We start from the raw sequence: 20,570 nt of genomic DNA on the forward strand, positions 1-20,570 counted from the left end.
GCCCCGGCATGTGCCGGGGCGCTTCGTGTCGGTGGTGGAGCCGAGCCGCCTCAGGCGGCGTCGAGGGGACGCGACGGGCCGAAGTGCTCGTGGTGGCGGCGCTCGGCCGGCACTCCCAGCTCGGCCAGGGCCCGATCGACGGCGCTCATGAAGCCTTGGGGGCCCACGGTGTAGCAGCGTGCGTCCTTCGGCAGCAGCCGCGCCAGCAGTGCGCGGTCGATGCGGCCGGTATGGTCGGCCGCCTCGCCGCGCTCGTGGACGGTCACCGTGTGCAGCTGTTCCGGGTGCGCCTCGGCCAGGGCCGCGACCTCGTCGCGGAAGGCGTGATGGTCGGCATCCAGGGCGGCGTGCAGGTAGACCACGCGGCGGCCCTGTGCCAGCGCCTGGCGGGCCAGAGGCAGCATCGGCGTCTGGCCGACCCCGCCGGAGGCCAGCAGCAGCGGCTCGCTACCCTCGGCCAGGGTCAGGTCGCCGGCCGGTGGCAGCAGCTCCAGGGTATCGTCCACCGCCATGGCGTCATGCAGGTGGCGGCTGGCGCGCCCTTCCGGCTCGCGCTTGACGGAGATCCGGTAGGTGCGGCCGTTGGGCAGCGCCGAGAGGCTGTAGTGGCGATAGAGCGGCTCGCCGTCGAGGGTCAGCCTGACCCCGATGTACTGGCCCGGGGCATGCTCGGCCACCGGGTCGCCGTCCACGGGCGCCAGCACGAAGGAGCGGATCACCGCGCTCTCCTGGCGGGTCTCGGCGATGCGGAAGGTGCGGGTACCGCGCCAGCCGCCGGGTCGCTGCTCGAACGTCCGATAACGGTGGGCCTCCAGCTCGATCAGCAGGCCGGCCAGCTCCTCGTAGACACCGCTCCAGGCGGCGGCGATCTCCGGTGTCACGGCGTCACCGAGCACCTCGCCGATGGCGGTCATCAGGCACTCGCCGACGATGGGGTAGTGCTCGGGGCGGATGTCCAGGGAGACGTGCTTGCTGACCACCGTGGCCAGGGTCTCGCGCACCTTCTCGCGATCATGGCGTAGCTGCACATAGGCCAGCACGGCACCGGCCAGGGCCCTCGGCTGCCCGCCGTCGGCCTGGTGGGCCTCGTTGAATAGCGGCTTCACTTCGGGGTAGCGGTCGAACATCAGCGGATAGAAGCGTTGGGTGATGGCGTCGAGATGCTCGGCGACGGTGGGGGCGGTGGCTGCGATCAGGGCTTCCTGGGCAGGGGTCAGCATGGCTGGCTCCTCTTCGGGTTCGTCGGGGGGTGTGTTTTTTAAGATGCATATAAAATACATCTTAAAAGTGGCGATCGCTACCCCCCTGCCCTGGTACAGGATGTCGCACCGGGTCAGTAGGCCCAGACGATGGCCATCAAGAGGCCCCAGGCCAGCACCCCGGCGGCCATGATGGTGTAGGTCGCCGACATGGCCACGATGTCCTCGTCCGTTCGGCGGCAGAGGGCCTGAAGGCCGTGATAGATCAGGCTGCAGGAGATGCCCAGTGCCACCAGCACCGCCAGGGCGTTGAGCAGCAGGCTGGGGATCAGCAGCACGATCGCTGAGGACCACAGCGGCAGCGGGGCCAGGGCGGCCAGCAGGTAGGCGTCGTGGTAGTCGATCGAGAGCTCGCGGGTGCCATTGACCACGGCGTGGATCAGCCAGCCCATCACGAAGAAGGTCAGCAGCTCCGCCAGGAACAGGATGGTGGTGATGAAGCGCCACTCCCGGTCGGCGAAGCCGGCGACGAAGGCGTCCCCGTAGTGGGTACCGGCGTAGTAGAGCATCAGCGGGGGCAGCAGCGACATCGGGAAGACGATGGCCCAGGCCAGCAGCGGAATGGAGGGGCGGCGCTGCTGCAGCTCCTTCCAGCCGACGCTGCGGGTGAAGGGCAGGCGGACGACGGTGATCAGGTTCATGGCGCTTTCCCCCTGTTGGTTCGGGCCGGTCCCCCGGTGTGGCGAGCCGAAGATTGCGGGGCCGCATCGGGGCATTTAATATCACATTGTGATATTTATGCTTTAACAGTTAGTGCTCGACGCGGGACCTGTCAAGGCGCGTGAAGCAGGAGAAGGGGCTTTCATGACCGAGGGTGAGCGGTTGACCAAGCAGGATTTCCAGCGGCTATCACATTTTCGCTATCAACTGCGCTGCTTCCTGCGTCAGAGCGATGACATCTGCCGTGAGCACGGCGTAACGCCGCTGCAGTATCAGCTGCTGCTGCACCTCAAGGGCTTCGAGCAGCGACAGTGGGCGACTGTGGGCGAACTGGCGGAGCGGCTCCAGGCCAAGCATCACGGCACGGTGGCGCTGGTCGACCGCTGCGAGGAGTCCGGCCTGGTGGTGAGGCGCCCGGGACGCGACGACCGGCGTCGCATCGAGGTCCACCTGCTGGGGAAAGGCGCCGAGCTGGCCGAACGGATCGCCGAGAGGCACCAGCCGGAGCTTCGTCATCTTCAGGAGGAGTTTCAGCTGCCGGGGTGGCCCCGGCTGCCCTGACCGTCTGGACCGGGGGCGCTCGCCCCCGGGGTGGCTGCCGCTACAGGCCGATGCGGTGGGCCCGGTGGGTGAAGAAGATGCCGCTGGGCGACTCCGCCGGCAGGCGGGCCAGCTCCTCGAAGGTGCGGGTGTCGTAGACCACCACGTGGCCGCTGTCCCGGGCGGAGATCCAGATGTGCTCGCCGCGGGGGGTGAACTCCTTGTGCAGGATCGACTCGCCGGGGGAGAGCGTCTCGATCACCTCCCGGGTGCGGGTGTCGATCACCTGGACCCGGTCGTTGTCGGGGTGGGCGAAGGTGACCCACACCTGCTGCTCGTCGGGGCGGCTCATCACGAAGATCGGCTGGCCGTGCACCTCGATGCGATCGGTCAGCGACCAGTCGCGGGTGTCGGCCACCAGCACCTCGTTGCGGCCTACGGCGGGGAAGAAGGCCTGGTCGCCGGCCATGGCCCAGCCCTCCAGGTGGGGCATCTTGTAGACCGGCAGGCGCTCCTCGCCGCGGCCGTAGTCGGGCAGGATGCGCTGCACGCCCTTCTCCGGGTGCCACAGGTCGAGCAGCGCCATGCCATCCTCGCCGAACAGCCCGGCGATGTAGTAGCGCCCGTTGGCGGTGATCAGGGCGTCGTAGGGCATGCTGCCCACGTCGCGATAGCGGGTCACCTCGGGCTCCGGCGTGGACATGTCCAGGGTCCAGATCTCGCCGGCCTCGAACAGGCTGAACACGAACATGTTGCCCGGCACGTCCACCACGCCCACCACCTTGGCCTGGTCGGTGGTGCCGTCGGCTTTCTCGTAGGTGGCCGGCACGTCGACGACCAGCTCCATGGTCTCGACGTCGAACACCTTCACGCCGCCCGGCTCGTAGTTGCCCACCGCCACATAGCGGCCGTCCTGGGAGATGGCGCCGCCGATGCTGTTGCCGCCCTGGATGATGCGCCCGTCGATCTCGCCGGTGAGCAGGTCGAGCCGGGTCAGGCCGCCGTCGCGGCCGAAGACGAAGGCGTGGCGGGCATCGCGGGTGAACTTCACCGAGGCGTGGGAGAGGTCGCCGAAGCCCTCGATGTGCCTGAGTACCCGCTTGTGGGTGGTGTCGACCAGCGCCACGCTGCCGGTGGCGCGCTCGATCACCACGCCCAGGTCGCCGGTGCCGCGAATCTCCACGGCGGGCTCGGCCAGGGCGGGGCCGGCCGCCAGCAGCGAGAGGGCGCCGGCGGCGAGCAGGGTCTTGATGGGGCGGTTCAACGGCATGGCGTTCTCCTCGGGGGATCAGTCGTCCAGGGTCTTCAGGCGGTTGTCGGTCTGCAGGTGGTCGGCGATCCAGCGCGCCTCCTCCTCGCTGAGCAGCGCCTCCCAGCCGGGCATGGCGGTGCCGGGGATGCCGTGGCGGATGATATGCGTCAGCGCCTCGGGGCTCAGGGTCTGCATGCGGTCGCGGGGCAGGGCGGGGCCCAGGCCGCCGCGCAGGGTCATGCCGTGACAGGAGCCGCAGTCCTGGTAGAGCAGGGTCTCCAGGCGCTCGGGGTTCGGGGCGCCGGTGTCCCGGCTCTCCGCCTGGGCCACCTGAGGCAGCAGCCAGACCAGGCCGACTAACAGCAGGGGAAGGGCTCTCTTGGGCATGTCGGGGCTCGCAGGAGGTGGGGTGACGGATACCCGAGTCTCGCCGTCAGGGCGTCGCTCTGCGTTGATGAATATCAAGCCGCGGGGCAGTTGCGAAGGGGATTGGATCATAAAAGGGCATTCCGCATGCCTCTTTTGACTTGCGTCAACCACCGCGGAGTTCTCCGCTTGCGGGGTTCGGGCTGCAGGTAAGATGCTCGAGAAAGGCATCTTAAAGCGCCACAAGGAGCGTCCCATGGTCACACTCGACCCCTTGGACCGCCAACTGATCGACGCCTACCAGCGCGGCCTGCCGGTCTGCGAGCGGCCCTTCGCCGCCATGGCGGCGCACCTGGGCAGCAGCGAGGCGGAGGTGCTCGAGCGCCTGGCGCGCCTGGCGGATCTCGAGGTGCTCAGCCGGGTAGGGCCGGTCTTCGACCACGCCCGTGCCGGCGCCAGCCTGCTGGCCGCGGTGGCGGCGCCCGAGCCTGCGCGCGATGCCGTGGCGGAGGTGATCAACCGCGCCCCCGGCGTCAACCACAACTACCTGCGCGAGCACGACTTCAACCTCTGGTTCGTGATGACCGCGCCCGACGAGGCCGTCCTCGAGGCTCGCCTCGATGCCCTGGAGGCCGAGCTCGAGCGCGAGATCCTGCGCCTGCCCATGCTCGAGGGGTTCCACATCGACCTCGGCTTCCCGATCCCCTGGCATGAACTGGAGGCGCCATGAACGCCAGACAGCCCGCTCCTGTCAGCTCCGAGCCCCTCGCCGAGCGGCGCCTGCGCGCCCTGGTGGAGCAGGGGCTGCCGCTGGTGCCGCGCCCCTGGGAGGCTCTGGCCAAGCAGTGCGGGATGGCGGAGGCGGAGGTGATGGCCTGCATGCGGCGCTGGCAGTCCGAGGGGCTGGTCAAGCGCCTCGGCCTGGTGGTGCGCCATCGCGCCCTTGGCATCACCGCCAACGCCATGGTGGTGTGGGACGTGCCCGACGCCGAGGTGGCCGACCTGGGCCGACGCCTGGCCGACGAGCCCGTCGTGACCCTCTGCTACCGCCGGCCGCGGCGCCTGCCCGACTGGCCCTACAACCTGTTCTGCATGATCCACGGCACGCGCCGTGAGCGCGTGCTTAGCGCCCTCGACGAGATCGTCGAGCGCCAGGCGCTGCAGGCCATTCCCCACCGCGTGCTGTTCAGCCTCAAGGCCTACCGTCAGCACGGCGGCCGCTATACCGCCGAGGAGCGCCCATGACCGCCATGCCCGCTACCACCCCACGCTCGCCCGCCGCTGCTGCACGCCAGCCCGCCGCCGCTGGGCCAGCCGCCGAGCTGGACGCCGCCGATCGGCGCCTGATCAACCGCCTGCAGGATGGCCTGCCGCTGGTGGCGGCGCCCTATGCCGCCGTGGCCGCGGAGCTCGACCTCTCCGAGGGCGAGCTGCTCTACCGCCTGGAGCGGCTGCTGGAGGCGGGGGTGCTCAGCCGCTTCGGCCCCATGTACCACGCCGAGCGGCTCGGCGGCGGCCTGACCCTGGCCGCCCTGGCGGTCCCGGAGCCGGACTTCGAGGCGGTCGTGGAGGCGGTCAACGCCTTCCCCGAGGTGGCCCACAACTACCGCCGCGAGCACCGCCTCAACATGTGGTTCGTGCTGGCCACCGAGACGCCCGAGCGCATCGGCCAGGTGATCGCCGAGATCGAGGCCGCCACCGGCCTGCCCGTCTTCAACATGCCCAAGCAGGAGGAATTCCATGTCCGTCTCCACCTGCCCGTCTGAGTCGCCCGCCGTCTCCACGCCCGATGAGCGGGATCGCGCCATCGTGCTGGCCACCCAGGCGGGTCTGCCGCTGGTGCCCGACCCCTGGGCGGCAGTGGGTCGCCAGCTGGGGATGAGCGGCGCCGAGGTGCTGGCCCGGGTGCAGGCCATGCAGGCCAGCGGTGCCATTCGCCGGGTGGCAGCGGTACCCAACCATTATCGGCTCGGCTATGTGGCCAACGGCATGACGGTGTGGGACGTGGACGACGCCCGGATCGAGCGCCTGGGGCGCGAGGTGGGCCGCCTGCCCGGCGTCAGCCACTGCTACCGGCGCCCGCGCCACCTCCCCGACTGGCCCTACAACCTCTTCGCCATGCTGCATGGCCACACCCGGGAGGAGGTCGAACGCCAGGCCGAGGCGCTGCGCGCGCTGCTCGGCGAGGCCTGCCGCGACCACCGCATCCTCTACAGCTCCCGCATTCTCAAGAAGACCGGCCTGCGACTGGCCGGCCGACCCGGTGCCGGGCGAAAGCCCGAGCCCAGGAGGTAAGCCATGTTTCGCGTCACCCGCTATATCAAGAGCCTGATGGAGCCGACCCCGATCCCGACTGCCCGCAAGCCGCCGGGGCCGGTGGTGATCTGGAACCTGATCCGCCGCTGCAACCTCACCTGCAAGCACTGCTACACCACCTCGGCCGACATCGACTTCGCCGGCGAGCTCTCCACCGCCGAGGCCCACGCCGTGCTCGACGACCTCAAGGGCTTCCGGGTGCCGGCGCTGATCCTCTCCGGCGGCGAGCCGCTGATGCGCCCGGACATCTTCGAGCTGTCGCGGCGCGCCCGTGAGCTGGGCATCTATACCGGTCTCTCCACCAACGGCACCCTGATCGACGAGTCCAACATCGACGCGATCGCCGCCATCGGCTACGACTACGTGGGCATCAGCATCGACGGCCTGGAGGCCACCCACGACGTCATCCGCCAGCGCCAGGGGGCCTTCCGCGAGTCCATGCACGCGGTGAAGCTGTGCAAGGAGCGCGGCATCAAGGTGGGGCTGCGCTTCACCCTGACCCGGGAGAACTACCAGCAGCTCGGCGACATCCTGGCGCTGATCGAGGCGCACGACGTCGATAAGTTCTACCTCTCGCACCTCAACTACGGCGGCCGCGGCCGGCGCCACAGCAAGCAGGACGCCTGGTACCGCATGACCCGCGATGCCATGGCCCGGCTCTTCGACCACTGCCGCGCCGAGCTCGAGCGCGGCGTGGAGCGCGAGTACGTCACCGGCAACAACGACGCCGACGGCCCCTTCCTGCTGATGTGGGCTCGGGAGCACTTCCCCGACCAGGCCGAGGCCCTGGAGCGGCGCCTGCGCCACTGGGGGGGCAACGCCTCCGGCGAGCATATCGCCAACATCGACAACCTCGGCAACGTTCACCCCGATACCTTCTGGTGGGACCACGACCTCGGCAACGTCCGGGAGCGGCCCTTCTCCGCGATCTGGCGCGACGACACCACAGACCCCCTGATGGCGGGCTTCCGCCAGCGGCCGCGGCCGCTGAAGGGGCGCTGCGCCGAGTGTCGCTTCCTCGACATCTGCAACGGCAACACCCGGGTACGGGCCTGGAAGGTGACCGGGGACCCCTGGGAAGAGGATCCCGGCTGCTACCTCACCAACGAGGAGATCGGCGCCAGTGTCGACGGCGAGCGGCGCGTGGCGGCGCCCTACGAGGCCATCCAGGCCATCGAGCTCTGAGCCGAGCCAGAATTCAGGCCGTGATGCTCCGGGAGAGCGAGCCATGACAGCATTCCGACAGACCCAGACCCTCAACTTCGGCCTCGACGAGGCGCCGTTGGCGCCGGGTGAGGTCGCCATCGTCGGCGCGGGCCCCGGCGACCCCGGCCTCCTGACCCTGCGCGCGCTTTCCATGCTGCAGCAGGCCGACTGCCTGGTGTTCGATCGCCTGGTCTCCCAGGAGATCCTGGCCATGGGCCGCCCCGATGCCCGCCGCTACTACGTAGGCAAGGCCTCGCGTTGCCATGCCCTGACCCAGGAGGAGACCAATGCCCTGCTGGTGCGGCTGGCCGGCGAGGGCAAGCGGGTGCTGCGCCTCAAGGGCGGCGACCCCTTCATCTTCGGCCGCGGCGGCGAGGAGGCCGAGTACCTGATCGAGCACGGCGTCGGTTTCCGGGTGGTGCCGGGCATCACCTCGGCCTCGGGTTGTTCCAGCTACGCCGGCTTCCCGCTGACCCACCGCGACCACGCCCAGAGCGTCACCTTCGTCACCGGCCACTGCAAGGGCGATGGTGACCTGGCGCTCAACTGGGCGGCGCTGGCGGTGCCCCACCACACCACGGTGTTCTACATGGGGCTGACCAATGCCGAGCTGATCCGCAGTGAGCTGCAGCGCCACGGCATGCCCGCCAAGACCCCGGTGGCCCTGGTGGAGCGCGGCACCACGCCGGAGCAGCGCCACGTGCTGGCCACCCTGGGCGACCTGGTGGAGGTGATCGAGCGCGAGGCGTTCCGGCCCCCGACCCTGATCGTGGTGGGCGAGGTGGTCAGCCTGGCCGAGACCCTGGCGCCGGCCATGACCCGCCTGGCCCGGACGCCGGAAGACGCCATCGACGCCCTGGCGCACGGGATGGGGAGGGTGGCGCTGTGAGACACGCCGTGACGACCCTGCGCACCCTGCTGCTGGGCGGCCTGCTGGCCGCCCCCGCCCTGCCGCTGATGGCCGCGGAGCCCGATGCCAACGTGCTCTACAACCATCACTGCGCGATCTGCCACGGCGTCAGCCGGCTGGGCGGCATCGGGCCGGCGCTGCTGCCCGACAACCTCTCGCGGCTCAAGGCCGACGAGGCGGTCTCGGTGATCCGGGACGGCCGCCCGGCCACCCAGATGCCGGCCTACCGTGAGCTGCTCTCGGAGGAGGAGGTCGCGGCCCTGGCCGAGTGGATCTTCACGCCGCCGGACCACGAGCCCCGCTGGGAGGAGGCCGATATCCTCGCCAGCCACGAGCTCTCCCACCCCTACGGTAGCCTGCCCGACGCCCCGGTGTTCGAGGTCGAGGATCTCAAGAACCTCTTTCTGGTGGTGGAGATCGGCGACCACCACGTCAGCCTGCTGGACGGCGACCGCTTCGAGCGGATCGCGCGCTTCCCCAGCCGCTATGCCCTGCACGGCGGGCCCAAGTACAGTCCGGACGGACGCTACGTCTACTTCGGCTCCCGGGACGGCTGGGTAACCAAGTACGACATCTACAACCTGGAGGTCACCGCCGAGGTGCGCGCTGGCATCAACATGCGCAATATCGCCGTCTCCGCCGACGGCCGCTACGTGCTGGCGGGCAACTACCTGCCCCACAGCCTGGTGCTGCTGGATGCTCGGGACCTGGACCTGATCGCGGTGATCCCGGTGGAGGGGCTCGACGGCGAGACCTCCCGGGTCAGTGCCGTCTATACCGCGCCACCGCGCAACAGCTTTGTGGCGGCCCTGCGCGATATTCCCGAGGTGTGGGAGATCCGCTGGCCCGAGGAGCGGGCCGAAGGGGACGAGGCGCTGGTCGGCGACTTCGCCCTGCATCGCATGGAAGCGCCGGACTACCTCGACGACTTCTTCTTCGACATGGAGTACCGCTACCTGGTCGGCGCCGCCCGCGGCGGCAAGGGCGGCCAGGTGTTCGACATGGACGAGGAGGTCAAGGTCGCCGACCTGCCGCTGGAGGGCATGCCGCACCTGGGCGCCGGCATCACCTGGGAACTCGATGGGCGCCGGGTGATGGCGATGCCGCACATCGACAAGGGGCAGGTCTCGGTGTTCGACATGACCGACTGGTCGCTGATCACCCATATCGAGACCGACGGTCCCGGCTTCTTCATGCGCAGCCACGAGAACTCGCCCTACGCCTGGGTGGACGTCTTCTTCGGTCCCAACCACGACCGCATCCACGTGATCGACAAGCAGAGCCTGGAGATCGTCGAGACGCTGATTCCCGAACCGGGTAAGACCGCCGCCCACGTCGAGTTCGACCGCCGCGGCGAGACCCTGCTGCTGAGCGTGTGGGACGACGACGGCTACCTGCTGTGGCTCGACGCCAACACCCTGGAGGAGCTGGGACGCATGCCGATGAAGCGGCCTTCAGGCAAGTATAACGTGTGGAACAAGACCCAATACGAAGAAGGCACCAGCCATTAGTAATCATTGGCTGCGCGGGCGATTCGCTTTGTTGCACGATTGCTGGTGCGCCAGCCCGGTCAGAATCCTCACATATACCCCATATGCTCCGGTTCTTGTGCATCGTGCGCCTCGCGCTTCATCCCGCTCGCTCAATGATTGGTTGCGTGGCGATTAAAAAGAAGCATTCTTGATACTCGTCATGAAGCCACCCGACGCGAATCGCCATAATGGATTCATCCAAGCATTCAAGTCGGATATGCCGCCATGAACACCGCTTCCCCCGCTCCCCACCAGCCGCGCCTGCCCTTGGCGCGGTTGGCGTTTCGCCCCTTCTTCCTGCTGGCGTCGCTATTCAGCGTGCTGGCCATGGTGGTCTGGTTCGCCTTCTGGCACGGCGACATCCTGCTGCGCCCTCACGGCGGGCTGATGTGGTGGCACCAGCACGAGATGATCTTCGGCTTCGGCGCCGCCGTGGTGGTGGGTTTCCTGCTCACCGCGGTGCAGAACTGGACCGGCCGGCCGAGCCTTAGCGGTGCACCGCTGCTGGGCCTGGTGGCGCTGTGGCTGGCGGCGAGGATCACCCTGGCGTTTCCCATGGGGTTGCCGGTGTGGCTGTTGATCGCCCTCGACGTGGCCTTTCTGCCGCTGGCGGCGCTGGTCATGGGGCGTCTGGTGGTGGCGGCCAGGTTGTGGCGCAATCTGATGTTCGTGCCGGTACTGCTGCTATTGGCTACGGCCAATCTGGCCATGCACCTGGGGGTGGCCCAGGGCAAGTTCGCGCTGATTCGCGAAGGCGGCTATCTCGGCGTGCTGTTGATCGCGGTGCTGATGGTACTGCTGGGCGGCCGGGTGATTCCCTTCTTCACCTCGCGCAAGCTGGGGCGGCCGCAGCCGGCGGCGATTCCGGCGCTGGAGAGGCTGACCCTGGGCTCGCTGCTGGCGATCGTGCTGCTGCAACTCGCGGTGCTGCTCGGTGCCGCCGTGCCGCCTGCGCTGCTGGCCAGCGTGATGCTGGTGGCGGCAGCAGCCAGTCTGGTGCGTCTGGTGCGCTGGGAGGGCCACCTGACCCTGCGTGAGCCGCTGCTGTGGGGTCTGCACCTGAGCTATGCCTTCGTGCCGGTCGGTCTGACGATGTGGGCCATGGCACTGCTGGGCGTCTTCCGCGTCGAGCTGGCCCTGCATGCCCTGGCCATCGGCGGCATCGGCGCCATGATGCTGGCAATGATGGCCCGCGTGTCGCTGGGCCACACCGGGCGCGAGATCCGCACCCTGCCCGGTATCGGCGTGGGCCTGGCGCTGATCTTCGCCGGTGCCCTGCTGCGCTCGCCGATACTCGCCATGTTCCCGCAGATCACCCACTGGACCTACAACCTGAGCATCATCTTCTGGTGTATCGCCTACCTCATCTTCCTGTTTCACTATACGCTGCCACTATTGAGCGCCCGGGCAGACGGCCAGGCGGGCTAGGCGGTCCGAGGCGGACGGGCAACAGCTAGGGACGGAGCCAGTCGATGATCGAGTACTACTCGCTGATCAAGCATCTGCACATGACTACCGCAGTGCTCAGTATCACCTTCTTCATCGTGCGCGCCTGGTGGTCGGTGCGCGAGGTTTCCCTGCTGCAGCGGCGCTGGGTGAGGATACTGCCCCACGTCAACGACACCCTGCTGCTGCTGCTGGGGATCACGCTGATGACTATGCTCTCGATGTGGCCACACCAGCATCCGTGGCTGGCCGCCAAGCTGCTGGGGCTGCTCGGCTACATCCTGCTCGGCACCGTGGCGATCAAGCGCGGGCGTACGCCGATGACGCGGGGACTGGCAGCGCTGGCCGCGATCGTGGTGTTCGTTTACATCATGGGCACGGCCATGACCAAGGATCCCTGGTTCTTCCTCCCTCTCTGAGACGGGCGCTTTCCCGGACGGAGCAGGCTTCTATACTGAAGCCTGCCGAGACATTCACGACAAGACGAGGAAAACCACATGGCCAATCAAGATCTTCCTTCCGGTGCCGGCAAGGTGGCCGACGACTATCCCGAGGTGTGGCGCGCCTTCGCTTCGCTGGGCAAGGCATGTGCCGAGGCGGGGCCGCTGGACGACCGCACGCGGCGCCTGGTCAAGCTGGCGCTGGCGGTGGGCGGCGGCTCGGAAGGGGCCGTGCATTCGCATATGCGGCGTGCCATGGAAGAAGGCATCGAGCCAGAGGCCCTGAAGCAGGTGGCCATGCTGGCCATTCCCACTCTGGGGCTGCCGGCGGGGGTGGCGGCATTGACCTGGATCGAGGACATCACCGATAACCGGCGGTAAACGACTGACGGGCGGGCCCCAGCGGCCCGCCGTGCGACATTCCACCGCTCTCTGAAAGCCCCGTTCTCTCTCTGCCGCTGCCGTTCATCACCGCCGATTTGACGAAGGTCAATGCTGCCTCTGACTCGTGGCGTTACTCTTAAGATGCATTATAAATGCTTGTTTAAGGGGTGGGGCTCGCCGACTTCGGTCGCAGGTCCCTGAAGTGTCACCAGCGAGGGGGAAAGGCCCATGACCGAAGGCCTCACCAAGGCGGCGGCCCGTAATATCTTCTACGGCGGCTCGCTATTCTTTTTCCTGCTGTTCGCCGCACTGACGGCTCACAGCCATTTCTACATCGTCAACACCTCGACCCAGCCCATGTCGGACTCCGTGCGCCTGGGCAAGCACGTTTGGGAAGAGCACAACTGCATCAACTGCCACACCATTCTCGGCGAAGGCTCCTATTTCGCGCCTGAGATCGGCAACGTCTGGACCCGCTTCGGCGGACGCGACAACCCCGAAGGGGCTCGCATGGCGCTGACGGCATGGATGAACGCCCAGCCCACCGGTGCCCCGGGACGTCGCCAGATGCCGGCTCACGACATCAACGACGAAGAGATGCGGGCGTTGATCGATTTCCTGGAGTGGACCGATTCCATCGACACCCAGGGCTGGCCGCCGCACCCGGCGGGCTGATCCCCCTTCCAGGAACCAAGGAGTCGCACCATGAAATACGAAACGCAGAAGGTGGCCTTGCCGTTCTTCATGCTGGCAATGGCACTATTCGCTCTACAGATCGTCTTCGGACTGGCGGCAGCGGCAGCCTACGTGTGGCCGCACTTCATGTCCGAGGCCATGCCCTTCAACATTACCCGGACCAGCCACACCAACCTGCTGATCGTCTGGTTGCTGATCGGCTTCATGGGCTGCACCTACTACCTGATGCCTGAAGAGGCAGAGCACGAGATCTACAGCCCCAACCTGGCCTACCTGCAGCTGGGCATCTTCGCCATTGCCGGCGCCGGGGCACTGATCAGCTACCAGTTCGGCATCCATGAGGGGCGTCACTACCTCGAGCAGCCGCTCTGGGCGAAGATCTTCATCACGATCTCGTTCCTGATGTTCCTGTTCAATACCAGCCTGACCATGCTCAAGGGGCGCAAGACGGCCATCAACATGGTGCTGATGCTGGGCCTCTGGCTGGCCGCGGTGTTCTGGCTGTTCGCCTTCTACAACCCCGACAACCTGGCGCTGGACAAGCTGTGGTGGTGGTGGATCGTCCACATCTGGGTGGAAGGCGTCTGGGAGCTGATCATGGCCTCCCTGCTCGGCTACCTGCTGATCAAGATGACCGGCGTCGACCGCGAGATCATCGAGAAGTGGCTCTACGTCATCGTCGGCCTGGCGCTCTTCTCCGGCCTGCTGGGCACCGGTCACCACTACTACTGGATCGGCACCCCCGGCTACTGGCAGCCCATCGGCAGCATCTTCTCCACCCTGGAGGTGATCCCGTTCTTTGCCATGGTGGTGTTCGCCTTCTACATGTTCTGGAAGGGCAACCGCAACCACCCCAACAAGGCCGCCATGCTGTGGACCATGGGGTCAGCCGCCGTGGCCTTCTTCGGCGCCGGCGTCTGGGGCTTCATGCATACCCTGTCGTGGATCAACTACTACACCCACGGCACCCAGGTCACCGCGGCCCACGGCCACCTGGCCTTCTATGGCGCCTACGTGATGCTGATCATGGGCATCATCACCTACGCCATGCCGCAGATCCGTCGCGTGCAGCCCTTCAATCAGGTGCTGAACATGTGGGCCTTCTGGATCATGACCTCCGCCATGTGGTTCATGACCTTCACCCTGACCTTCGCAGGCGTCGTCCAGACCCACCTGCAGCGGGTGCTCGGCATGAACTTCATGCAGGTCCAGGACCAGCTTGACCTCTTCTACATCATGCGTTTCAGCACCGGCATCTTCGTCGGCATCGCCGCGCTGATGTTCATCTACGCGGTCTTCGGGCCGGCGCGCGAGCAGGTGCCTGCCACCAGCAAGCCGCTGACCGCTGCCGAGTAATGCCCCCGGCGGGCCGCGGCGGTCGCCGCGGCCCGCTTCCTTCCGGCTTATGGAGTGATTCATGACCCATATCGCATCCCTGCCCGAGCTCGACCAGGAGGCGCCCTTCTACCAGCCGGTCGGCAACGAGTGCGCGCTGTTCGAGCAGGCGTACCGACAGCGTCTGCCGCTGCTGCTCAAGGGGCCGACCGGCTGCGGCAAGACCCGCTTCGTCAGCCACATGGCGGCCAAGCTGGGCCGCCCCTTGTTCACCGTTTCCTGCCACGACGACCTCACTGCCGCCGACCTCACCGGGCGCTACCTGCTGCAGGGCGGCGAGACCCGCTGGGTCGACGGTCCGCTGACCCGCGCCGTGCGCGAAGGCGGCATCTGCTACCTCGACGAGGTGGTCGAGGCGCGCAAGGACGTCACCGTGGTGCTGCACCCGCTGACCGACGACCGTCGCCTGCTCCCCCTGGAGCGCACCGGGGAGCTCCTCGAGGCGCCGGACGATTTCATGCTGGTGGTCTCCTACAACCCCGGCTATCAGCACATTCTCAAGTCGCTCAAGCCGAGCACCCGTCAGCGCTTCGTGGCGATGTCGTTCGACTTCCCGCCGCCGCGGTTGGAGTGCGACATCGTCGCCCGCGAGAGCGGCCTTTCCCATGAACGCTGCGCCGCGCTGGTCAACCTAGCCGGACGTCTGCGCGAGCTCAAGGGTCAGGATCTGGAAGAGGGCGTCTCCACCCGCTTGCTGGTCTACTGCGCCACCCTGATCAATGCCGGCATGCCGATTCTCGAGGCCACCCGCGCCACCCTGGTCGAGCCGCTCTCGGACGATCTGGACGTGCAGGAAGGGTTGTTGGAGTCGATTCGCGCCACTTTCGGCTGAACATTCCACAGTGCGGGGCGAAGGGGGCAGGCCGAAGAGGAGGTTCTACGCCAGGGATGGCGTCGGTAGCGTACAGGGAAGTATTTACAGCGCCTCCTCGTAGGCCTGCCGCCGAATCAGCCCCAAACCACAGCGCCGGTCAGCGCCTTGTCGATCAGGAGGTCGCTCATGCAGTTTCTCGAACTCGAGGAGTTCGTCGGTCGCCACTGGCACCGCTGGGCCTCCAGCGCGGCCAGCTACCAGCGCTATCCGGAAGCGGCCGTCACCATGGAGCGGATGCGCCACGTGCTCGGCGTGTTCTTCCGCGCCAGCGGCGGCGAGGCGGGCGTTGAAGTCGCCGCCATCATCGCGCGCAGCTCCAATCACCGCCTGTCGCTGCGTCAGCGGCTCGGCTTCGACGATGAGGCCATCGACCAGGCCCGGCGCGACGAGGAGAACCTGCTGCTGCCGCCGCAGATCGATCTGTTCCCCGATGCCGAGCTCAATCGCGATCTCTACTTCTGGCTGGTGGCCTATCTGGCGGTGGCGCGCCAGCCCGAACAGCAGCGCGACCCGCTGCGCGCCGACCTGGCGCGCCTGCGCGAGGCGGTGCGCGCCCGCGACGCCGCGCTCGAACGCTTCCCCGGGCTGGCCGAGCGCTATCGCCGGCTGTGCCAGGCACTGCTGCTGGTGCGCCCGGCCCGCAAGCGCCTGCCGACCATGGAGCTGGCGCTGGAGCAGACCCTGCGCGTGCTGCTCGGCGAAGCGCGGGAGCTGGAAGGCTGGGCCGCGGCCCTGCACCACGCCGTGATGCGGCCCGAGCTGTCGCTCGACGGCATCGGCGCGCCGCGCGGTTATCGTCCGCCGCTGCCGGTGCCGCTGTGGGGCCAGGTGGTCACTCTGGGGACCGGAGCGGGCCGCGACGAGAGCAGGGACGACCCCGAAGAGGGCGAGACCAACAGCGCCCAGACGGTGAGCGACGGCAAGCGCAAGGCCGAGCGCAAGCGCCAGGACCAGACCGAGCGCGACGATCCGCTGATCGCCAACCGCTTCGAGAAGATGCTCTCCTGGACCGAGATGGTGAACCTCAACCGCCTGGTCGAGGACAACGAGGACGAGGAAGCCAAGCGCGCCGCCGAGCAGATGGAGGAGATCATCCTCAGCCCGCACAAGCAGCGGGCGGCGACGCGCATCAAGGTCGACCTCGACCTGCCGCCGGACGAGGCGCTGGGCGAGCGCCTGCGCGGCAAGCACACCTACCCCGAGTGGAACTACCGCAAGCAGATCTATCTGCCCGAACACTGCCTGGTGCACACCGAGCTTGCCAGCGAAGAGGGCGAGCAGTGGCAGCCCGATGCCGCTACCCAGCGGCGCATTCGCCGCGTACGCCGAGAGTTCGAGGCGCTGCGACCGCGACGCGAGACCCTGCGCGGCCAGTACGACGGCACCGAGCTCGACATGGACGCGGTGATCCGCTCGCGCTGCGACCTGGCCGCCACCGGCGAGTCCAGCGACCGCCTCTACATGACGGCCCGCGAGCAGGCCCGCGACCTGGCGGTGTCGATCCTGGTCGACGTCTCGCTCTCCACCGACGCCTGGCTGGAGGATCGCCGGGTGCTCGACGTAGCCAAGGAGGCGCTGTTGGTGCTGGGCCACGGCCTGGCCGGCTGCGGCGACGACTACGCCATCCACTGCTTCACCTCGCATCGGCGCCAGAAGGTGTGGGTCAACACGCTCAAGACCTTCGACGAGGCCATGAACGAACGGGTGGCAAGACGCATCTCGGCGCTCAAGCCCGGCCACTACACCCGCATGGGGCCGGCGATCCGACACGTGACCAAGGAGCTCTCCGAACGGCCCAACCGGCACCGGCTGCTGCTGCTGCTCACCGACGGCAAGCCCAACGACACCGACTACTACGAGGGCCGCTACGGCATCGAGGACACCCGCCGGGCGGTGCTCGAGGCGCGCCAGCATGAGGTGCGCGTGTTTGGCGTGACCATCGACAGCGAGGCGCACCAGTACGTGTCGCACCTGTTCGGCCGCGGCAGCTATGCCATCGTCAACCGGCCGGAGCACCTGTCGCTGGCGCTGCCGGGTATCTACCGTCAAATCATAGGTAACTAGGGGGAGTGAAGATGACAGTCAACCGTCCCGCCATTGCCCTGAGCCTCGGCCTGCTGGCCGCCTTCGCGGTGATCACCCCGTTGGCCTGGGTGATCAACACCCAGGACTGGGGCATCCTGATGATGTTCGTTGCCCCCTTCGCCGTCTACGGCCTGATCCGCCTGGCCCGGCGGCTGGCCGAGTGGGCTGGGGTAGGACCACCTCCTCCCACCTACTGACCCCGCCGTCACTACCACGCAAACGGCGCCGCTATCCCCGATAGCGGCGCCGTTTCGTTCACTTCTCTCGAGGACGAAGGCTAGGCTAACTGGGCGACAAGATAACCGGACCCCACCAGCACCAGCGTGGCCAGCACCAGCCCGACGAAGGCACCGCGCCAGGCCGGCGAAGCGTCGGCCAGACCCAGGTACACCATCAGCACCCGGTGCGCCTTGAAGAAGGTGGTGGCCAGCAGCAGGCCCGCCGACCACAGCGGCAGGGCGGCCAGACGGGCATCGCCGCCGAGCCGGGCGGAGAGCATGGCGACCAGCGTCAGCCCCATCAGCACCGCCCAGGTAATCAGCAGCCGGCGGGTGGCGGCATCGCGAAAGGCGTCTTGCATGGCGCGCATGGGCTCACCTCAGCAGGTAGATGATCGGGTAGAGCAGGATCCAGATCAGATCGACCATGTGCCAGAAGGCCGCGGCGGTCTCCACGTTGTCGTGGGAGATGCGCCAGGCCACCAGGGCGATCAGCCCCAGGCCGAACAGCACGTGGGCGAAGTGGAAGCCGGTCAGCAGGTAGTAGAAGGTGAAGAAGGTGTTGGTCTCGGGTGCGAGCCCCTGGCCGAGCTTGTCGGCATACTCCACTACCTTGACCACGCAGAACACCACGCCCAGGGCGAAGGCCGCTCCCAGCCACTGGCGGCAGCGCCGTATCCTGCCCTGGGTGATGGCCTGTACCGCCAGGGCGGCGAACAGCCCGCTGGTCAGCAGCACCATGGTGTTGATGCCGCCGATCACCGGATCGAGCAACTGCTGGGAGGCGTCGAAGACCTCGCGCTCGCCGGCCCGCAGCCAGGCGAACAGGCCGAAAAAGGCGGCGAACACCACGATCTCGCTGAGGATCAGCACCCACATCAGCGGATTGCCGGGCAGCGCCGCCAGCGGTCCCCAGCCAGGGTTGGGCAGCGGCCGCGGCTGAGACAGCTCGTGACGGTTCGCCACTCAGCGCTCCGGGGCGACGGGCGTGCGCTCGAATTCGGCGCGAACCGCCGGCGTGGTCAGCTTCCAGCCGGCCCAGGCGAACAGCACCACCAGCGCGGTGGCCACCATGATCAGCACCGAAAGGGCGCCGATCAGGCCCGCCACCGACTCCTCGTAGCGGGCCATTTCGCCGGCCGCATCGGCCATGAAGCCGAAGGTCAGCGGGGTCAGGGCGGCGCCGCCCAGCACGCCGACGAAGCCGGCCGCCATCAGGCCGAGAAAAGCCGGCCGCGCCCAGCGCCGACGCTGCAGCAGCGCTACGGAGAGCGCCAGGGTCACGGCGGCGCCCACCATCAGTAGGCCGGCCACGGTATTGCTGCGCTCGATCAGCCAGGCCACCCCGCCGGTGAGCCCACCGCTGCCGGTTTCGACGCCCAGCGAGGCGACCAGCGCCTCGCGGGGCAGTAGCGGCAGGGTGAGCAGCGCCACGGTCAGCGTGGAGAACGCAATGAAGCCCCAAGCCAGGCCGCTGACGGCAGCGGAGCGTGTCGGCGACAGTGGCAGGGTGGAGGTGGCGGTAGTCATCGGCGAGCTCCCAATCAGTCTTCCAGTGACACCTTGGCGCCGCCGAACAGCAGGCTGCGCGGGTCGTCGATGGCACGGTCGTTCAGCAAACGGTTGATCCCCACGCCGCTGCGACCGATGGTCCAGGCCAGGCAGGCGGTGAAGAAACCGTAGCCCAGCACCCAGGAAGCCCAGGAGGGGGCGCCGATCAGGCCCAGCAGGTACCAGGCGGCCAGCACCGCCCCACCGGCCAGGGCACCCAGCCAGAAGGTACGGATCTGGAACAGCAAATGGCTTTCCACCCATTCCGCATTGCGGCGACGGCGAAGGTGGGCGATCAGCACGCCGATGGGTGCGGTGACCACCGCCATGATGCTGCCCAGGTAGAGCACGTAGACGACGGCGGCCAGAGCCCGGCCTCGCGTATCGAGCGGCGCTGCGGCCGTGTCGGCTGGCGCATTGGAGTACGAGATGGTGGACATCGCTCCCTCCCGTGGGTGTGGCGAGTGAAAGAAATATTCATGCTGCATGTTAATGGCCACTATGCCCTGAGCGCCGATGGCTGTCCTTGCCTTGGGTCAATGCTGGGCCGTTTCGGTTTGGGATTCGGCGGGACGGTTTAGCGTGTCAATAAGGCTAAAATTTCATTCAGCCTGCCGGTAACGCTTCTAACCCGTTACGACACTCAGAATTTGCGGCCAAGCCATCACGCCCCGCCATATTGGCGCAGGGAGGCCGGTGCCAGTCCGTTGCTGAGCAATATCAACCGTCTAACTGGTGGGCAACGTCGCGGCGGAACTCAGCGGTGGTGGAGTCAGGTTTTTTTGTAGGCTGCAAGCATAATGGCCGCGATTATAAAAAAAGAACCAAATGCGCGATTCATAAATTGAATTCTTGATGTGGAGTTGATAAATCGCTTTAGTTGGCTGGCCAGTTCTGCATAGCAGAACATGACGATTATATCTACAGCGAGGAGTGTTCCTCCCATTATAAGGAGCTGGGAAATATGAGATGACGAACTGCTGTTGGATAGGAACTGGGGGAAAAGAGCGACTAGGAACACAGTGGCTTTAGGGTTGGTTAAATTGACGAAGAAAGATTTCCAGAACTGCTTCTTTTTTGTGTTCTCATCATTATTGATGTTGCCCAATGAGCTAGGTGATCTCCACTTCTGAACGCCTAGCCAAATTAGATATGCAACGCCCATCCACTTAATAAATGAAAATATTGTGGTGGATGATGCTAAGACTGCTCCAATCCCAATAGCAACTGCTAGAATTTGTATGCCATACCCAAGCTGCAGTCCCAATATGGTTGGGAGGGCGGATTTAACACCATTGTTAATGCCGCTGTTAATCGTGTTGATAGCTCCTGCACCAGGAGATATGCTAACAAAAAACGAAGCCATTAGAAAAGTCAGCCAAACACCAAGAGTCATCGTTATCTCCGTCGAGTTAAAAATTAAAATATTATTCCTGCTCG

Annotated in this window: 25 protein-coding genes; 16 read left to right on the forward strand and 9 right to left on the reverse strand. The window is 66.8% G+C overall.

The genetic code is table 11. The annotated features are described in order from the left end of the window. Positions 1 to 50: 50 nt before the first annotated feature. Complete coding sequence (hmpA, locus tag DER72_RS08135; protein WP_110069495.1) at positions 51 to 1,220, reverse strand: NO-inducible flavohemoprotein; 1,170 nt, start codon at positions 1,218 to 1,220, stop codon at positions 51 to 53. 113 nt (positions 1,221 to 1,333) lie between these two features. Then, on the reverse strand, positions 1,334 to 1,900 hold the full coding sequence (locus DER72_RS08140; RefSeq protein ID WP_110069496.1) for a YIP1 family protein: 567 nt from the start codon (positions 1,898 to 1,900) through the stop codon (positions 1,334 to 1,336). A gap of 163 nt (positions 1,901 to 2,063) precedes the next feature. Here DER72_RS08140 and DER72_RS08145 point away from each other — a divergent pair, with 163 nt between their 5' ends. After that, positions 2,064 to 2,480: a MarR family winged helix-turn-helix transcriptional regulator gene (locus DER72_RS08145; protein WP_110069497.1), complete on the forward strand. Its 417-nt coding sequence runs from the start codon at positions 2,064 to 2,066 to the stop codon at positions 2,478 to 2,480. A 40-nt stretch (positions 2,481 to 2,520) separates the two neighbouring features. Here the strand turns inward: DER72_RS08145 and DER72_RS08150 are convergent, their stop codons facing one another. Beyond that, on the reverse strand, positions 2,521 to 3,729 hold the full coding sequence (locus tag DER72_RS08150; RefSeq protein ID WP_110069498.1) for a cytochrome D1 domain-containing protein: 1,209 nt from the start codon (positions 3,727 to 3,729) through the stop codon (positions 2,521 to 2,523). Positions 3,730 to 3,747: 18 nt separating this feature from the next. Beyond that, positions 3,748 to 4,098, reverse strand: coding sequence for a cytochrome c (locus DER72_RS08155; protein WP_110069499.1), 351 nt, complete (start codon positions 4,096 to 4,098; stop codon positions 3,748 to 3,750). A 235-nt stretch (positions 4,099 to 4,333) separates the two neighbouring features. Here DER72_RS08155 and DER72_RS08160 point away from each other — a divergent pair, with 235 nt between their 5' ends. The 15 genes from DER72_RS08160 to DER72_RS08230 all read left to right on the forward strand — a co-directional run bounded on the left by DER72_RS08160 (position 4,334) and on the right by DER72_RS08230 (position 17,558). Next, the gene (locus DER72_RS08160) at positions 4,334 to 4,807 is read left to right on the forward strand and encodes an Lrp/AsnC family transcriptional regulator (RefSeq protein WP_110069500.1); all 474 of its coding nucleotides are present in this window, start codon (positions 4,334 to 4,336) and stop codon (positions 4,805 to 4,807) included. Continuing rightward, on the forward strand, positions 4,804 to 5,322 hold the full coding sequence (locus DER72_RS08165; RefSeq protein WP_110069501.1) for an Lrp/AsnC family transcriptional regulator: 519 nt from the start codon (positions 4,804 to 4,806) through the stop codon (positions 5,320 to 5,322). Before DER72_RS08160 ends, DER72_RS08165 begins: the two co-directional genes overlap by 4 nt. Beyond that, the gene (locus tag DER72_RS08170; RefSeq protein ID WP_258306244.1) at positions 5,319 to 5,843 is read left to right on the forward strand and encodes an AsnC family transcriptional regulator; all 525 of its coding nucleotides are present in this window, start codon (positions 5,319 to 5,321) and stop codon (positions 5,841 to 5,843) included. The genes DER72_RS08165 and DER72_RS08170 overlap by 4 nt, the downstream gene beginning before the upstream one ends. After that, positions 5,818 to 6,372, forward strand: a complete 555-nt coding sequence (locus tag DER72_RS08175; protein ID WP_110069502.1) for an Lrp/AsnC family transcriptional regulator — start codon at positions 5,818 to 5,820, stop codon at positions 6,370 to 6,372. The genes DER72_RS08170 and DER72_RS08175 overlap by 26 nt, the downstream gene beginning before the upstream one ends. A 3-nt stretch (positions 6,373 to 6,375) precedes the next feature. Then, positions 6,376 to 7,578, forward strand: coding sequence for a heme d1 biosynthesis radical SAM protein NirJ (gene nirJ / locus DER72_RS08180; protein ID WP_110069503.1), 1,203 nt, complete (start codon positions 6,376 to 6,378; stop codon positions 7,576 to 7,578). Between the two features lie 43 nt (positions 7,579 to 7,621). Continuing rightward, on the forward strand, positions 7,622 to 8,488 hold the full coding sequence (cobA, locus tag DER72_RS08185) for a uroporphyrinogen-III C-methyltransferase (RefSeq protein ID WP_110069504.1): 867 nt from the start codon (positions 7,622 to 7,624) through the stop codon (positions 8,486 to 8,488). After that, entirely contained in the window at positions 8,485 to 10,020 is a 1,536-nt protein-coding gene (locus tag DER72_RS08190; protein ID WP_110069505.1) for a nitrite reductase, read from the forward strand. The genes cobA and DER72_RS08190 overlap by 4 nt, the downstream gene beginning before the upstream one ends. A gap of 246 nt (positions 10,021 to 10,266) precedes the next feature. Beyond that, a complete protein-coding gene (locus tag DER72_RS08195) occupies positions 10,267 to 11,469 on the forward strand; it encodes an NnrS family protein (protein ID WP_086510552.1) in 1,203 nt (400 codons plus the stop codon). A 44-nt stretch (positions 11,470 to 11,513) separates the two neighbouring features. Next, positions 11,514 to 11,906: a SirB2 family protein gene (locus tag DER72_RS08200; protein ID WP_181395626.1), complete on the forward strand. Its 393-nt coding sequence runs from the start codon at positions 11,514 to 11,516 to the stop codon at positions 11,904 to 11,906. 78 nt (positions 11,907 to 11,984) lie between these two features. After that, entirely contained in the window at positions 11,985 to 12,308 is a 324-nt protein-coding gene (locus DER72_RS08205; RefSeq protein WP_110069506.1) for a carboxymuconolactone decarboxylase family protein, read from the forward strand. A gap of 231 nt (positions 12,309 to 12,539) precedes the next feature. Continuing rightward, the gene (locus DER72_RS08210; protein ID WP_086510550.1) at positions 12,540 to 12,986 is read left to right on the forward strand and encodes a c-type cytochrome; all 447 of its coding nucleotides are present in this window, start codon (positions 12,540 to 12,542) and stop codon (positions 12,984 to 12,986) included. 30 nt (positions 12,987 to 13,016) lie between these two features. Further along, positions 13,017 to 14,363 carry a cbb3-type cytochrome c oxidase subunit I gene (locus DER72_RS08215; RefSeq protein ID WP_110069507.1) on the forward strand — a complete coding sequence of 449 codons (1,347 nt, stop codon included), beginning with the start codon at positions 13,017 to 13,019 and terminating at the stop codon, positions 14,361 to 14,363. Positions 14,364 to 14,424: 61 nt separating this feature from the next. After that, entirely contained in the window at positions 14,425 to 15,234 is an 810-nt protein-coding gene (locus DER72_RS08220; RefSeq protein ID WP_110069508.1) for a CbbQ/NirQ/NorQ/GpvN family protein, read from the forward strand. Positions 15,235 to 15,402: 168 nt separating this feature from the next. Continuing rightward, positions 15,403 to 17,340: a nitric oxide reductase activation protein NorD gene (locus tag DER72_RS08225; RefSeq protein ID WP_110069509.1), complete on the forward strand. Its 1,938-nt coding sequence runs from the start codon at positions 15,403 to 15,405 to the stop codon at positions 17,338 to 17,340. Between the two features lie 11 nt (positions 17,341 to 17,351). After that, positions 17,352 to 17,558, forward strand: a complete 207-nt coding sequence (locus DER72_RS08230) for a hypothetical protein (protein WP_110069510.1) — start codon at positions 17,352 to 17,354, stop codon at positions 17,556 to 17,558. Positions 17,559 to 17,638: 80 nt separating this feature from the next. On the opposite strand, the gene DER72_RS08235 is transcribed toward DER72_RS08230, so the two are convergent. The 5 genes from DER72_RS08235 to rhtB form a co-directional block, all read right to left on the reverse strand. Next, positions 17,639 to 17,950: a cytochrome C oxidase subunit IV family protein gene (locus DER72_RS08235; RefSeq protein ID WP_110069511.1), complete on the reverse strand. Its 312-nt coding sequence runs from the start codon at positions 17,948 to 17,950 to the stop codon at positions 17,639 to 17,641. Between the two features lie 4 nt (positions 17,951 to 17,954). Beyond that, on the reverse strand, positions 17,955 to 18,545 hold the full coding sequence (locus tag DER72_RS08240; RefSeq protein WP_110069512.1) for a cytochrome c oxidase subunit 3 family protein: 591 nt from the start codon (positions 18,543 to 18,545) through the stop codon (positions 17,955 to 17,957). Next, a complete protein-coding gene (locus tag DER72_RS08245; RefSeq protein WP_110069513.1) occupies positions 18,546 to 19,109 on the reverse strand; it encodes a hypothetical protein in 564 nt (187 codons plus the stop codon). A gap of 14 nt (positions 19,110 to 19,123) precedes the next feature. Then, a complete protein-coding gene (locus DER72_RS08250; RefSeq protein WP_086510542.1) occupies positions 19,124 to 19,570 on the reverse strand; it encodes a hypothetical protein in 447 nt (148 codons plus the stop codon). Positions 19,571 to 19,902: 332 nt separating this feature from the next. Beyond that, the gene (gene rhtB, locus DER72_RS08255) at positions 19,903 to 20,526 is read right to left on the reverse strand and encodes a homoserine/homoserine lactone efflux protein (protein WP_110069514.1); all 624 of its coding nucleotides are present in this window, start codon (positions 20,524 to 20,526) and stop codon (positions 19,903 to 19,905) included. Between the last annotated feature and the right edge of the window lie 44 nt (positions 20,527 to 20,570).

The sequence above is a fragment of the Halomonas sp. A11-A genome (genome assembly GCF_003182195.1).
Lineage (GTDB): Bacteria > Pseudomonadota > Gammaproteobacteria > Pseudomonadales > Halomonadaceae > Halomonas > Halomonas alkalicola.

Bases quoted from the DNA above. Each gene is read 5' to 3' on its own strand.
- DER72_RS08175 (WP_110069502.1), top strand. From the start codon at position 5,818: ATGTCCGTCTCCACCTGCCCGTCTGAGTCGCCCGCCGTCTCCACGCCC.
- DER72_RS08170 (WP_258306244.1), top strand. From the start codon at position 5,319: ATGACCGCCATGCCCGCTACCACCCCACGCTCGCCCGCCGCTGCTGCA.
- DER72_RS08230 (WP_110069510.1), top strand. From the start codon at position 17,352: ATGACAGTCAACCGTCCCGCCATTGCCCTGAGCCTCGGCCTGCTGGCC.
- DER72_RS08235 (WP_110069511.1), bottom strand. From the start codon at position 17,950: ATGCGCGCCATGCAAGACGCCTTTCGCGATGCCGCCACCCGCCGGCTG.
- nirJ (WP_110069503.1), top strand. From the start codon at position 6,376: ATGTTTCGCGTCACCCGCTATATCAAGAGCCTGATGGAGCCGACCCCG.
- DER72_RS08215 (WP_110069507.1), top strand. From the start codon at position 13,017: ATGAAATACGAAACGCAGAAGGTGGCCTTGCCGTTCTTCATGCTGGCA.
- DER72_RS08195 (WP_086510552.1), top strand. From the start codon at position 10,267: ATGAACACCGCTTCCCCCGCTCCCCACCAGCCGCGCCTGCCCTTGGCG.
- DER72_RS08225 (WP_110069509.1), top strand. From the start codon at position 15,403: ATGCAGTTTCTCGAACTCGAGGAGTTCGTCGGTCGCCACTGGCACCGC.
- rhtB (WP_110069514.1), bottom strand. From the start codon at position 20,526: ATGACTCTTGGTGTTTGGCTGACTTTTCTAATGGCTTCGTTTTTTGTT.
- DER72_RS08250 (WP_086510542.1), bottom strand. From the start codon at position 19,570: ATGTCCACCATCTCGTACTCCAATGCGCCAGCCGACACGGCCGCAGCG.
- cobA (WP_110069504.1), top strand. From the start codon at position 7,622: ATGACAGCATTCCGACAGACCCAGACCCTCAACTTCGGCCTCGACGAG.
- hmpA (WP_110069495.1), bottom strand. From the start codon at position 1,220: ATGCTGACCCCTGCCCAGGAAGCCCTGATCGCAGCCACCGCCCCCACC.
- DER72_RS08140 (WP_110069496.1), bottom strand. From the start codon at position 1,900: ATGAACCTGATCACCGTCGTCCGCCTGCCCTTCACCCGCAGCGTCGGC.
- DER72_RS08145 (WP_110069497.1), top strand. From the start codon at position 2,064: ATGACCGAGGGTGAGCGGTTGACCAAGCAGGATTTCCAGCGGCTATCA.
- DER72_RS08150 (WP_110069498.1), bottom strand. From the start codon at position 3,729: ATGCCGTTGAACCGCCCCATCAAGACCCTGCTCGCCGCCGGCGCCCTC.
- DER72_RS08155 (WP_110069499.1), bottom strand. From the start codon at position 4,098: ATGCCCAAGAGAGCCCTTCCCCTGCTGTTAGTCGGCCTGGTCTGGCTG.
- DER72_RS08165 (WP_110069501.1), top strand. From the start codon at position 4,804: ATGAACGCCAGACAGCCCGCTCCTGTCAGCTCCGAGCCCCTCGCCGAG.
- DER72_RS08245 (WP_110069513.1), bottom strand. From the start codon at position 19,109: ATGACTACCGCCACCTCCACCCTGCCACTGTCGCCGACACGCTCCGCT.
- DER72_RS08220 (WP_110069508.1), top strand. From the start codon at position 14,425: ATGACCCATATCGCATCCCTGCCCGAGCTCGACCAGGAGGCGCCCTTC.
- DER72_RS08205 (WP_110069506.1), top strand. From the start codon at position 11,985: ATGGCCAATCAAGATCTTCCTTCCGGTGCCGGCAAGGTGGCCGACGAC.
- DER72_RS08210 (WP_086510550.1), top strand. From the start codon at position 12,540: ATGACCGAAGGCCTCACCAAGGCGGCGGCCCGTAATATCTTCTACGGC.
- DER72_RS08160 (WP_110069500.1), top strand. From the start codon at position 4,334: ATGGTCACACTCGACCCCTTGGACCGCCAACTGATCGACGCCTACCAG.
- DER72_RS08200 (WP_181395626.1), top strand. From the start codon at position 11,514: ATGATCGAGTACTACTCGCTGATCAAGCATCTGCACATGACTACCGCA.